The 12,839-nt window shown below is 69.9% G+C and carries 11 protein-coding genes; 4 read left to right on the top strand and 7 right to left on the bottom strand.

Going from position 1 to position 12,839, the window contains the following annotated elements; genetic code table 11:
- Nucleotides 1-197: 197 nt before the first annotated feature.
- Together MKL11_RS00750 and MKL11_RS00745 are read right to left on the bottom strand one after the other, a co-directional pair.
- Nucleotides 198-539 carry a ribbon-helix-helix domain-containing protein gene (locus tag MKL11_RS00750; RefSeq protein WP_243939370.1) on the bottom strand — a complete coding sequence of 114 codons (342 nt, stop codon included), beginning with the start codon at nt 537-539 and terminating at the stop codon, nt 198-200.
- Nucleotides 523-1,170, bottom strand: a complete 648-nt coding sequence (locus MKL11_RS00745) for a ParA family protein (protein ID WP_243939368.1) — start codon at nt 1,168-1,170, stop codon at nt 523-525. Before MKL11_RS00745 ends, MKL11_RS00750 begins: the two co-directional genes overlap by 17 nt.
- 379 nt (nt 1,171-1,549) lie before the next feature.
- On the opposite strand from MKL11_RS00745, the gene MKL11_RS00740 reads away from it, so the two are divergent.
- Both MKL11_RS00740 and MKL11_RS00735 read left to right on the top strand, forming a co-directional pair.
- Complete coding sequence (locus MKL11_RS00740; RefSeq protein ID WP_243939366.1) at nt 1,550-2,110, top strand: PAS domain-containing protein; 561 nt, start codon at nt 1,550-1,552, stop codon at nt 2,108-2,110.
- 81 nt (nt 2,111-2,191) lie between these two features.
- Nucleotides 2,192-3,829 (top strand): acyl-CoA synthetase, encoded by a 1,638-nt coding sequence (locus tag MKL11_RS00735; RefSeq protein ID WP_243939364.1) that lies wholly within the window; start codon nt 2,192-2,194, stop codon nt 3,827-3,829.
- 9 nt (nt 3,830-3,838) lie between these two features.
- Here MKL11_RS00735 and MKL11_RS00730 read toward each other — a convergent pair whose 3' ends face one another.
- The gene (locus MKL11_RS00730) at nt 3,839-4,012 is read right to left on the bottom strand and encodes a hypothetical protein (protein WP_243939362.1); all 174 of its coding nucleotides are present in this window, start codon (nt 4,010-4,012) and stop codon (nt 3,839-3,841) included.
- Between the two features lie 266 nt (nt 4,013-4,278).
- Between MKL11_RS00730 and MKL11_RS00725 the strand changes: the two genes are divergently transcribed.
- Together MKL11_RS00725 and MKL11_RS00720 are read left to right on the top strand one after the other, a co-directional pair.
- Complete coding sequence (locus tag MKL11_RS00725; protein WP_243939360.1) at nt 4,279-5,469, top strand: alpha/beta hydrolase; 1,191 nt, start codon at nt 4,279-4,281, stop codon at nt 5,467-5,469.
- A gap of 297 nt (nt 5,470-5,766) precedes the next feature.
- Nucleotides 5,767-8,016, top strand: coding sequence for a TonB-dependent siderophore receptor (locus MKL11_RS00720; protein ID WP_243939358.1), 2,250 nt, complete (start codon nt 5,767-5,769; stop codon nt 8,014-8,016).
- A 97-nt stretch (nt 8,017-8,113) separates the two neighbouring features.
- Here MKL11_RS00720 and MKL11_RS00715 read toward each other — a convergent pair whose 3' ends face one another.
- The 4 genes from MKL11_RS00715 to hflX all read right to left on the bottom strand — a co-directional run bounded on the left by MKL11_RS00715 (nt 8,114) and on the right by hflX (nt 12,504).
- On the bottom strand, nt 8,114-9,262 hold the full coding sequence (locus MKL11_RS00715) for a putative selenate ABC transporter substrate-binding protein (protein WP_243939356.1): 1,149 nt from the start codon (nt 9,260-9,262) through the stop codon (nt 8,114-8,116).
- A 206-nt stretch (nt 9,263-9,468) separates the two neighbouring features.
- Nucleotides 9,469-9,705, bottom strand: a complete 237-nt coding sequence (locus MKL11_RS00710; protein ID WP_243939354.1) for a hypothetical protein — start codon at nt 9,703-9,705, stop codon at nt 9,469-9,471.
- Between the two features lie 79 nt (nt 9,706-9,784).
- The gene (locus MKL11_RS00705; RefSeq protein WP_243939352.1) at nt 9,785-11,083 is read right to left on the bottom strand and encodes an adenylate/guanylate cyclase domain-containing protein; all 1,299 of its coding nucleotides are present in this window, start codon (nt 11,081-11,083) and stop codon (nt 9,785-9,787) included.
- Nucleotides 11,083-12,504: a GTPase HflX gene (hflX, locus tag MKL11_RS00700; RefSeq protein ID WP_243939350.1), complete on the bottom strand. Its 1,422-nt coding sequence runs from the start codon at nt 12,502-12,504 to the stop codon at nt 11,083-11,085. Before hflX ends, MKL11_RS00705 begins: the two co-directional genes overlap by 1 nt.
- Nucleotides 12,505-12,839 lie beyond the last annotated feature (335 nt).

The following is a 12,839-nucleotide window of genomic DNA, read 5'->3' as shown; positions in this document are numbered from 1 at the left end:
CCGTTCGATGGACCGTTTCCTCGCTCGACGCATGAGGATTTTCGATCAACCCATTGATCGAGGAAAAAATTTCAGTTTTCAAAAGGTCCGAGACCTTTTGCGGGTCCAGGGCGGAGCCCTGGTGTCAGGCGTCGCCCGATGATCAGGGGCTCCGCCTCCGAACCCCGCCAAAGGGCACGGCCCTTTGGAAACCCGGTTCAGCGGGGCTGGGTATCGGTCAGTTGCGCGATGGAACGCGCGCCGCGCTGCTTGAACAGCAGGTCGAGGGCCTCCAGCATCAGGGCGTGCATCTTGGTCCGCTCGGCATAGGCGAGGTCGCGGAGCTGGTCGTAGACCGGCGGCTCTAGGTAGACCGACATCTGACGGGCGCGCTGCTTCAGCGTTGCGGCCGGCTTCGCCCCCGGGGGCGCGAGCGCCAGGGTCACGATCTCGGCGCCCTGCGGCCGGCCGGCGAAGGCCGCCTTTGCGCCCAAGTGCCGATCCGGCGGGTTCGCCGAGGCGACGATCGCCGCGAGGCTGAGCTTAGGCGGCTTGGACATGCTGGCCCGTCCTCAGCGACTGCGTGCGGCGCTCGATCCAGGCCCAGAGGCGGCGGACCTCCCCGGCGGCCTGGCCCTTGGGATTGAACTCGGTGACGCCCTGGCCGAGGCCGATCGCGTCCTGGTGGTCGGTGCGGGCGACGATGTTCACGTCCGGCAGGATTCCGAGCACGGCGAGCCCGTCGGCCGCGTCCCGGACCCGGTAGGAGCGAGGCGGGGTCTGATTCAGCACGAAGGCGAATTTCTTCTCCAGCCGGTAGACCGCTGCGAGCGTCGGCTTGAACGCCCGCAGGTCGGCCGGCGTCGGCCGGCACGGGATGATGCACAGATCCGCCGCGCGAATCGCCGAGAGCGTGCCGGTGGAATCGACCCCCGGCGTGTCGATGAACACGAAGTCGTAGGCGGATTCGCGCAGGCGCTCCATCACGGCATCGATCTGCGTCGCATCGATCTGCGCGACCTCGGGACCGTCGGCGGTGCGGTGGTCGAGCCAGTCCGAGATCGTGGCCTGGCGGTCCATCTCCAGAATGCAGACCGTATGGCCCGCCTCCCGGGCGGCGACCGCCAAGGAGATGCACAGCGTACTCTTGCCGCTGCCGCCCTTCTGCGTGACGAAGGTGATCGCTTTCATCCTGGGCGTCCTCCAGATGGCTCCGCGCATCCGCCGGGGTGCGGGCAACAACGATTGCCGCGCCCGCGCCGGGCAACCTCAGGTGCATGATCACGGGCTGCCGCGATCCTGTGACCCAAGGATCTCGTGCGACACGTTGCGTGCGGCATGGTTAACGACCGGTTAAGACCAGCCCCCACGCCCGGGCGGCCGGTCCCGGTGAAGCTGGCGGCCAATCGCGCCTAATCTAAACTTTAGGTTAAGATTTATGCTGTCTAATCCCTGAACGGCCTTTTCAGCCGCTATAGGATACCGTAGCCTTAGGAATGCCGGCGCCGGGACCGCGATGGATTTGATAACCTCAGGTTTGGCGGCGTTTGACAGCCCGGCGAGGAATGGCATGGCCGAAGCCCCGATCCCGCAATCCGTCTTGGACGCTTCCGGCGTGGTCGGTACGTGGGTCCACGATCATTGGGCCGACCGGCTGGCGCTCTCGGCCTCCCTGGCCGGGCTGCTCGGCCTCGACCCGGTGGCGGCCGCCACCGGCGTGTCCCTGGCGGCGTTCCTCGACCGGACCCATCCGGAGGATCGCATCCGGATCGAGAGCTACCTACACGCCGTGTCCGAGACCGGCGGCACCCTGGAGGCGGAGTTCCGCACCCGGGACACCCGCAGCGGCATCCGGACCCTGCTGATGCGCGGCCGGATCGAGCGCGACCCCACGGGCCGCACGATGCAGGGCCGCGGCATCGCGATCGACCGGACCGAGGAGCAGACGGCCAACCTCGTGCAGAGCGAGCGCGTCGTGAACCGGATGGCCGAGCACGTCATCGCCCTGCGCGACCTCGCCTATACCCTGCAGCGGCCGGTGCTGGTCGAGCATATCGAGCGCCTGATGATCGAGATCGGCTTCGAACTCGCCAGTTTCCTGCCCGAGCCCGAGGACGAGCCGCGCCACTGAGCGCATCCTCACTGCAGGGCGATTGCTCGCGCCCGCGCCCACAAGCTACTGTCCCGGCAACACAATGCCGGGAGGATGCCGATGGCCCGCGACACGATCTACGACCGCGATCTCGACCGCGTGCCGGCCAACCACCAGCCGCTGACCCCCCTGCTCTATCTCGACCGGGCGGCCCGGGTGTTCCCCGAGCAGGTCGCCGTGATCCACGGCCCCCTGCGGCGCTCCTACCGGGAGCTCTATGCCCGCGCCCGCCGCCTGGCCTCGGCGCTGGCGCGGCGCGGGCTCGGCCGCGGCGACACCGTGGCGGCCTTCCTCGCCAACACCCCCGAGATGGTCGAGTGCCATTACGGCGTGCCGATGACCGGGGCGGTGCTCAACACCCTCAACACCCGCCTCGACGCCGCGGCGATCCGGTTCTGCCTGGAGCACGGCGAGGCCAAGGTGCTGATCACCGACCGGGAATTCGCGAAGACCGCCGCGGCGGCGCTCGACGGCCTGGAGCCGAGACCCTTCGTCATCGATGTCGACGATCCGGAATACGACGGGCCGGGCGCGCGGCTCGGGGAGACGGATTACGAAACCTTCCTGGCGGGGGGCGACCCGGAGCACGACTGGCAGCTGCCCGGCGACGAGTGGGACGCGATCGCGCTGAACTACACCTCGGGCACCACCGGCGACCCGAAGGGCGTGGTCTACCACCACCGGGGCGCGGCCCTGCTGGCACTCGGCAACGTCATCACCGGCGGGCTCGGGCAGCACCCGGTCTATCTCTGGACCCTGCCGATGTTCCACTGCAACGGCTGGTGCTTCCCCTGGACCCTGTCGATCGTGGCCGGCACCCATGTCTGCCTGCGCCAGGTCCGGGCGGAGGCGCTGTACCGGCTGATGGCGGAGCACGGGGTCACGCATCTCTGCGGCGCGCCGATCGTGATGCAGATGCTGATCAACGCCCCCGATGCCGAGCGCCGCGACCTGCCCCGGCGGGTGGCGTTCTTCACGGCCGCGGCGCCCCCGCCCGAGGCAGTGCTCGCCGGGATGTCCGAGGCCGGCTTCGACGTGACCCACCTGTACGGCCTGACCGAGAGCTACGGCCCGGCGGTGGTCAATGCCTGGCACGCGGATTGGGACGCCCTGGCGGCCGACCAGCGGGCGGCGAAGAAAGCCCGCCAGGGGGTGCGCTACCCGGTGCTGGAAGCCCTCGACGTGCGCGATCCGGAGAGTCTCGAGCCGGTGCCCGCCGACGGCACGACGATCGGCGAGGTGATGATGCGCGGCAACGTGGTGATGCGCGGCTACCTCAAGAATCCGGCGGCCACGCAGGCCGCCTTCAAGGGCGGCTGGTTCCGCACCGGCGATCTCGGGGTGAAGCACCCGGACGGCTACGTCCAGCTCAAGGACCGGTCGAAGGACATCATCATCTCGGGCGGCGAGAACATCTCGTCGATCGAGGTCGAGGACGCCCTGTTCAAGCACCCGGCGGTGTCGGCCGCCGCGGTGGTGGCCAAGCCGGACGCGAAATGGGGCGAGACGCCCTGCGCCTTCGTCGAGCTGAAGCCGGGGGCGACGCCGAGCGCCGACGAGCTGATCCAATGGTGCCGGGGGCGGCTCGCCGCCTACAAGCTGCCCCGCCACGTGATCTTCGGCGACCTGCCGAAGACCTCCACCGGCAAGGTCCAGAAGTTCATCCTGCGCGAGCGGGCTCGCCAGGACAGGACCTGAGAGCCTCGGTCAGGCCTGCGGGGGCCGCGGACGTTCGGCGCGAACCGGCACGCGCGCAGCCCTTGCCTCGCGGAGATCGGCCGCGATCTGGACGATGAAGGCCTGGATCGACACGAGGCTGAACAGGACGATCGAGGCGACCAGAGCGGCGGAAACCAGAATCTTGGCGGTAGCGGGGTCCACGGCGTGACGTCCTTGACTGGGTCTCGCCGCGGGCTCTCCGGGCGAGGGGCGCCGATCCCGGCGCCCGCGATGACCCGAAGGTGGGCGTGCGGCCGCGGTTTCACCAGCGTCGCCGTGATGGGCCTGGCATGCGTGTGGGTTCGGGCTCTCGGGACTCGGGCACTTTGAGGGGGCGGCTCCTGCGTGCGTCAACCGGAGGTGCTGGCCGAACGCGCCGTTTCCCGCAATAAGCCCGCCCGATGCGAAGCGCATCCGGAGAGAGACGTATGGCCGGCCAGGGGATCTCGGGGGGCATCGCGGCGCGCGGCGCGGGCGGCATTCTGAGGGCGTTGCTCGTGGTTCAGGGATTGAGCCTGGCCGCGTTGCCGGTCCGGGCCGAGGAGCCCGCCCCCGAGCCCGTCACCCGAGCGGGCTATTTCTACACCGGCGGCCGGTATCAGAAACTCGGCGACAAGACCGTGATGGTCGGCCAAATGTTCGTGCAGTCGCGCACGCCCGCCCGGATCACCCAGCCCTATCCGGTGGTGATGGTGCATGGGCTCGCCCAGACCGGGGTGAACTTCCTCGCCACTGCGGACGGCCGGCCGGGCTGGGTGCAGCGCTTCGTCGAGAAGGGCTACCAGGTCTACGTGGTCGATCAGGTCGGGCGCGGGCGCTCGGGCACCAACCCGGAAGTCTACGGGCCCTACGACCGGCTCGGCACCCGCGGCCTCGAGAAGACCTACACGGCCCCGGAGGTCTACGACCTGTTCCCGCAGGCGAAGCTCCACACGCAATGGCCGGGCGGCACCGGCGTGCAGGGCAATTCCGCCTTCGACCAGTTCTTTGCCAGCCAGGTCCCGTTCCTGGCCAACGGCCAGCAGACGGAAGAGCTCGTCGATCCGGCCCTTTTGGCCCTGCTGGAGAAGATCGGGCCGGCGATCCTGCTCACCCACGGCCAGGGGGCGCTGTTCGGCTGGGCGGCCTCGGATGCCCGTCCCGACCTTGTGAAGGCCCATATCAGCGTGGAGCCCAACGGGCCGCCCTTCTTCGACGTGCAGTTCCGCGGCGGTAAGGATTTCTGGGAGCGGTCCGGGGACGGTCGCGCCCGCGCCTACGGACTGACCCGGATGCCGCTGACCTTCGACCCACCGGTCAAGGCGCCGGAAGACCTGGCCGTGGTGCAGCAGGCCAAGGGGCCCGACGGCCAGATCCGCTGCTGGCTGCAGGCCGACCCCGCCCGGACCCTGCCGAACCTCGCCAAGGTGCCGACCGTGGTGGTGACCGCCGAGGCCTCGTTCCACGCCACCTACGATGCCTGCACGGCCGCCTTCCTGACCCAGGCCGGCGCTAGGCCCGACGTGATCCGGCTGGCCGACCAGGGCCTGCGCGGCAACAGCCACATGGTGATGCTGGAGACCAACAGCGACGCCGTGGCGGATGCCTTAGCCGGCTGGCTCGGGACCCGCGTGAAGTAGCTTCGGGACCGGGCGCGGCGGACCGGCCCACGGCGTCCACAGGCTTGCGCGCCCGCCTCCGGCGGGCCGCCCTGGCGGCATGCGGGACACGTCCATTCCTACGTGTCGAAACCGCAACAGCCCTCGCCTTCCGCGCGTGCCCCGCTTGCGGCCAAGCCTGGCTGCACGTACTGCGTGTGGCAGAAAGCTGAATAATAACAGCAGTTTATCACAATTCTAAAGAGCGGGGCAGCCCCGCCGGGACCGTCTCCGGCGAACGCGGTCGGCTGTCCGCGGGGTCGCACAGGGTCCAGTCAGATGAGAGTCGCTCCTCCCCGTTCCGGCGCCCTGCGCGCCCTCGTCATCGGTGCCTCCCTGGCCGTGCTGGCGCAGGCCGTCCCGGCGCTGGCCCAGGACGCGACGCCGCCGCGTCGCGGCACCGCCAACCCGCCTGCCGAAGGCAGCGTGCAGCTCGACGAGATCAGCGTCGAGAGCCGCGGGGGCGGCCCGGTCCAGGCGGCACGGTCCAGCGCGGCCTCGCGCAGCGTGGAGAACCCGACCGGACCGATCGACGGTTTCGTGGCGAAGCGCTCGGCGACCGCGACGAAGACCAACACCCCGCTGATCGAGACGCCGCAATCGATCACCGTGATCGGGCGCCAGCAGCTCGACGCCCAGAACGCCCAGACCCTGACCCAGGCGACCCAGTACGTCGCCGGCGCCTATGGCGGCGTGTACGGGGCGGATACGCGTATCGACTATCTCACCCTGCGCGGCTTCGTGGTGAGCGACTACGGCATCTACCGGGACGGGCTGCAGCAGCTGAATTACGGTTTCGGCTACTTCAAGACCGACACGTTCGGGCTCGAGCGGATCGAGGTCCTGCGCGGCCCCGCGGCGGTCCTGTTCGGGGCCGGCAGCCCCGGCGGCATCGTCAACCAAGTGACCAAGCGCCCGACCCTCGACCCGTTCGGCTATGCCGAGGTCGGCGGCGGCTCGTTCGGCCAGAAATACGCCGCCTTCGATTTCGGCGGCCCGGCGGACCAGGAAGGCCACTGGTTCTACCGGCTGACCGGTTTCGGCCGCCAGGGCGGAACCCAGGTCGACGGCGCCCCGGACGACAGCTTCTACATCGCACCGTCGGTCACCTATAAGCCGGATGGGGCGACGCGCTTCACCTTCCTGTCGAGCTTCCAGCACGACAACACTGCGGTGACGTCGAACTTCCTGCCGTATCTCGGAACCGTGCGGCCCAACGCCTCCGGCCTGCGCATCCCGCGCTCGCTGAATGTCGGCGATGCCGGCTTCAACACCTTCCAGCGCGACCAGGCCTTCCTCGGCTACGAGTTCGAGCACGACTTCGACGACACGTGGACCGTCCGGCAGAACCTGCGCTACTCGTTCCTCAAGAGCTTTCAGGACTCCGATATCGGCCAGCTTGGCTACAGCAATCCCGCCCAGACGCTGCTCGCCCGCTACCAGTTCCGCGACAGCGCCAAGGTCAACCTGTTCCAGGTCGACAACCAAGCCGAGGCGCGGTTCTTCGACGGATACTTCCGCCATGACCTGCTGATGGGCCTGGACTACAAGGACTACCGCTTGAGCGACAACCAGGCGTCGCTGTTCCCGGCGAGCGACCTGAACATCCTGGCTCCGGCCTACGGCCTGCCCACCGGGACGCCGTCCCCCTACCTGATCAATTCCGACGCATTCAAGCAGCTCGGCTTCTACTTGCAGGACCAGATCAAGATCACCGACCGGCTCACCCTGTTGCTCGGCGGCCGCCAGGATTTCGCCGATAACCGGGTGGTCGACAAACTCAACAACGGCTCGGGCAGCAACGGCCGCAGCGACAACGGCACCACCTACCGTACGGCGCTGATCTACAATTTCGACAACGGGCTCGCCCCCTATGTCAGCCTCTCGACCTCGTTCCAGCCGCTGATCGGGACCGGCATCGACAACCAGACCTTCAAGCCCGAGACCGGCAAGCAGGTCGAGGGCGGCATCAAGTTCGAGCCGCCCGGGCAGGGCTACTTCGTCACCCTGGCGGGCTTCGACATCCACCGCCAGAACGTGCTGACTGCCAACCCCGCCAACCCGCTGTTCAATGCCCAGCTCGGCGAGGTGCGGTCCACGGGCTTCGAGGCGCAGCTGGTCGCGAGCCTGTTCGACGGCCTCAACGTCTCGGCCTCCTACACGATCTACGGGCTGACTAACGAGCGGGGTGGCCCGGACCTGATCGGCAAGGTCCCGGTCAACATCCCGGAGAACTTCGCCAACGTGTTCGTCGACTACACCATCCCGACGGGTGATCTGCGCGGCTTCGGCTTCGGCGGCGGCGTGCGCTATGTCGGGCGCTCCTTCGCCGACGTGGCCAACCTGTACCGAGTGCCGGACTACGTGCTGTTCGACGCGCAGGTCCATTACAACTGGGATCGCTGGCGCCTGCAGGTGAACGCGACCAATATCGGCGACCGGCGCTACGTCTCGTCCTGCCAGACTTTCACCTCCTGCTTCTACGGCGAGGCGCGGCGGGTCGTGGCCAGCCTAAGCTACAAGTGGTGAGGCACCGGCTTCACAGGTGTTGATCAGGGCTCTGCCCTGATAACCCGCCAAAGGGCTGAGCCCCTTGGAAGCCCGCTATTTGTCCCGATCCCGCGCTTCAAGCCTCTTCGGGCGCGCCGGCCACGGGCGCCGGCCCGGAGAGGCGGGTCGGCAGGGTGTCGATGCGCAGGGACCGGCGCAGGCCTCGCGAAAGGGCGTCCACCGCCACGGTCATCCCGGCAGTGGCGGCGATCAGCACCACGGCCACGTCGAGGCGCAACTCCGAGATCGCGGCGTCGACGTAGAAGCCCAGCGTCGTCACCCCCAGGATGCCGAAGATCGCGCTCTTGCGCAGGATCAGCTCCCAGCGGTACAGCAGGTAGTCCAGCAGGCCGGTGGCGCGGCCGACCTCGACCAGGGGCTCGTAGGCGGCGTTGGTGACTGGGATGAACTTCGACCGGCCGAACGGTTCCAGGATCGCCGGGTCGATGATGCCGACCAGGGCGCCCTTGAGCGTCTCGGTGAAGCCGGCCCCGTAGGTCTGCTCCACGTCGCCGCGCACGGTCCATTGATAGTCCGGGAAGGTCGGGCTCTCCCAGATCACCGAGACCGCTTGTCGGTCGACCTTGCCGGCCTTGGTGTCGAGGTCCCAGACCGCGTAGTCGACGGCGCCGACCGCGAAGGCACCGGACTGGACCAGCTGGATCGTGCGGCTGTGGTCGCCGGAGAACCCGACCCGGGAAAACACCTGCTCCGGGTTCTTGCCCGGGAAGGCCTGGCGGATGAAGTATTCCGGCATCAGCCGCCCGGAGGTCGAGGCCCGGGCGCCGAACGTGAAGGTTTTGTCGGCGATCGCCTTCGGAAAATCCTTCGCCGGCTCCAGCCCGGCCCCGGCATGGGCGATCAGGTAGGTCTTGAACGCCGCGTCCTCGGCGCCCTGGGCGATCGCCCGGGAGCCCGGCACGGCCCGGCGCGCTTGGACCCCGGTGAAGCCGCCGAACCAGGCGAGCTGCACCTGCCCGTTGGTGAAGGCGGTGACCGCCGCCGGGTAGCTCTTGACCGGGATATAGCGCACCGGCACGCCGAGCTTGGCTTCGAGATCGGTCGCGACCTTGCCGAAGCGTTCGACCAGGCGGCTCTCGTCCTGATCGGGGATGCCGGTGAAGACCAGGGGCGGGACCGGCTTCTCCTCAGCCCGCGCGGCCGTGCCGAACGCGAGCGCGAGACATCCGAGGGCGAACCGCCCGACCCGTCCCAGTCCCAGCATGGATCCTCCGCCGCGTCGCGCCCGACTTGGGCGCGCCGAATCCGGATTCTCCCCAGCGCATCGTCCCGAAGACCGGAACCGCGACGATGCGCCGGAGCGCTCGCCGCCCAAGTGGAGACCGGCTCGGCAGACGCCGTCGCGCCCGGCACCCCAGGCTCCGGTTCCGTGCCGGCACGCGGGTCGCGCAGGCACGGGGTCCCGAGAACTCAGCGGTAGTGGCGGCGCATCATGTGGTGGCGATGGTGCCGGCGCATCATGTGATGGCGGCTCATCATCACGCCCCGGGAGGACATCCGGGCGCCGCGGTGCATGCCGCCGAAATTGCTGTTGCCGGTGGCGGCGGCGTTCCGGTCGAGGCCGTCACCCGGGGCGGCGAGGCTCGGGCTGACGGCGCCGAGGACGAGGCCGAGCGCGAGCGTCGCGCCGAGAAGAATCTTGCTCATGGGTTTTTCGTCCGTTCGCGACTCTGCGCCGCGCCGACCGAACGGATCAGCCTCGCGCTTGTTCCGGCGGAACTGAGCCTCAGGTCGCCGGCGTCTCCACGATGGCGAACAGGGTGGGCTGGGCGGCGTTGGCATCCGGCACCGGGACCGCCCGGATGCGGGGCGGCAGCGGCCCCCCGAGCAGATCCAGAACATCCCCCGAGGCGCCGATCTCGATCTCGGCCGCCTTGGCCCGGGCCTCCAGGCGCGACAGGGCGTTCATCGCCGGGCCCAGCACGGTGTATTCGGCCCGCACCCCGTCGTCGAACACGCCGACCAGGAGGTCGCCCGCATGCAGGGCGACCACCACCCGCAGGGTGAACAGCCCCGCCCCGGTCCGCGCTGCGTTGAGGGCGGCGATCCGGTCGTGGATCGACAGGGCGCAGGCGAGCGCCGCCCGAGCCTGGGCGCGGGGGCGCCCGACCACGAACTGCACCAGCACCGCGTCGCCGACATACTTGTCGACAAGCCCGCCCTGCTCCGCCACCGCGGCCTGCGCAGCCGCCCGGACGGCTAGCAGCGCCGTCACCATCGCCTCCGGCGGGTGCTCCCGGCTCAGCCGCGAGAAGCCGCGGATGTCGAGGATCATCAGGCAGGCGTGGCGCCGGTGCACGCCCATGCTGGAGCCGACCTCTTCGGCGGCGAGGTCGAGGGCGACCGTGTCGGGCACGAACCGGGCGAGCTGGGCGCGCTCGTGCTCCATGCGCAAACCCCGGGTCACCGCCTCCCGCAGGCGGGACATGCCGTCGATCACCAGGAGGCCGGCGGCCACGAAGGTCGCGAGCCCGGTGACCTGCGCGGTCGGGAACGAATCCGGCCCCGGGAACAGATCCGGCCAGGCCAGCCCGACCAGGAAGGCCGCGGTCCAGCAGGCCGTCACCACCGCGCAGAACAGCAGGGTCTGGGCGACCCGCATGCTCAGGCCGGTCTGGAGCAGCAGCAGGAAGGCCGGCAGGCGGCTCACCGCGTCGGCCCCGAGGCCGGCCCCGCCGCCGGCCAGCATGTGCTCGATGATCACGTAGACGGCGAGTCCGGCGTTCAGTAGGGTCCCGGCCCAGCTGTAGGCTGCCGCTCGGGGACCGCCGCCCCGCTCCCCCAGCCCGAACCAGACCGTGCCGGCGCCGTAGAGGCCGAGGATGAACCAGTGGCTGAGGGCGTGCAGGGAGCCGTCATAGGCCTGGGCCGCCATCAGCAGCACCAGCACGATCACGATCCGCAGCCCGAGCAGGCGCAGGCCGCCGCCCGCCTGCATGGCCCGCAGCACGGCGGGATCGTCCTGGCCCGTCTCCCCCTTGCGCGCGGCGCGGTCCCCGGCTGTCCGGGCGCCGCCCGCGGCCATCACGCGCCCCGGTCGAGGCGCCGGGCCGCGCTGAAGCGGTTGAGGAAGCGCGGCTCCTTCTCGGGAGCGATCCGGATCGCCAGGTGCAGGGTGCCGTCGGCCTCCGTGCGCCGGTCCAGGATCTCGGCGTTCTCGTAGAGCCAGTTCAGCGCCGCCCCGTCCTCGGGGGGCAGCGACACCGCGAAGCTCGCCCGGTGGCGGCCGATCCGCGCCTCGATCCGGGCGGTGAGGGCGGCGAGCCCCTCCCCGGTCAGCGCCGAGACCAGCACCGGCGCGTCGCTGTCGCGGTCGTTGCGGGCCTTGGCCTGGCCGCTGAGGTTCATCAGCCGGTTGCGCTCGTCGTCGTCCAGCAGGTCGGACTTGTTCCAGACCTCGATGATCCGCTCGGCCGTGGTCTCGATGCCGAGCTCGCGCAGCACCTCGCCGACGTCCTCGGCCTGGGCCTCGGAATCGACGTGGCTGACGTCGCGCACGTGCAGCAGCACGTCGGCCTCGATCGCATCCTCCAGGGTCGCCCGGAACGCGGCGATCAGGGCGGTCGGCAGGTCGGAGATGAAGCCCACCGTGTCCGACAGGATCACGTTTTCACCATGCGGCAGCTTGGTCGCCCGGGCGGTCGGGTCGAGGGTGGCGAACAGCATGTCCTTGGCGGTGACCTCGGCCCGGGTCAGGGTATTGAACAGGCTCGACTTGCCGGCATTGGTGTAGCCGACCAGCGCCACGATCGGGTACGGCACCCGGGCGCGGCTCTGCCGGTGCAGGCCGCGGGTCCGCACCACCGCGTCGAGGTCGCGCTCGATCCGGGTCATGCGCTCCTGGATCATGCGCCGGTCGGCCTCGATCTGGGTCTCGCCGGGGCCGCCCAGGAAGCCGAAGCCGCCGCGCTGGCGCTCCAGGTGGGTCCAGGACCGGACCAGCCGCGATTTCTGGTAGGCGAGGTGCGCGTGCTCGACCTGGAGCGTGCCCTCCCGGGTCGAGGCGCGCCGCCCAAAAATCTCCAGGATCAGGCCGGTGCGGTCGATGACCTTGGCGCCCCATTCCTTTTCGAGGTTGCGCTGCTGCACCGGCGAGAGCGCGCAATCCATCACCACGAGGCCGATCTCGCGGGCGCGGATCAGCCCGGCGATCTCCTCGACCCGGCCCTTGCCGAGATAGGTCGAGGGGCGGATGCGCGGCAGGCTGATCGCGAGGCTCTCGACCACGTCGAGCTCGATCGCGGCGGCAAGCCCGGTGGCCTCGTCGAGGCGCGCCTCCACGGAGCGGGTCGGCAGGGCGGCGGCGTGGCCCGGTCCCCCCGGGCCTTGCGCGCCCCGGGCCAGATAGGGCCCGATCACCAGGGTGTGGGTCGCCGCGGCGATCTCGCCCTCGGGCGCGGCCTGTGCCTGGAGCCGGGCCTCGCCGGACGTCAGCGTCTCGCTCATGCAACCTTTAACGCCGCCCGCACGCCGGCAGCTTCGTTCGAGAACTCGGATTTTTTCGACATGGGGATTCGGCCGGGCTGGGCCAAGATGCCGGACGCCGTCGATCGCACCCGGCTACGGAAAGCGCGACGGCTCTCATGCATGAACCTGCCCCTTCAAACCTCCGGACGCGCGTCAACGTCCCCACCCGCCAATGGCGCCGGGGGCATGGCCCAAGAGATCCAACCACGAGGGACGCGGGACGCCGCGGGGACCCTGGTGTCGGCCAACTACGCGCGGGGTCCGATCCCCGCGGCGACCCGCGGCATCGGACGGGCATGGTCCCCGGCCGGTGC

This window comes from Methylobacterium sp. J-077 (assembly GCF_022829365.1).
Lineage (GTDB): Bacteria > Pseudomonadota > Alphaproteobacteria > Rhizobiales > Beijerinckiaceae > Methylobacterium.
This window is presented reverse-complemented; position numbering and strand designations above follow the sequence as displayed.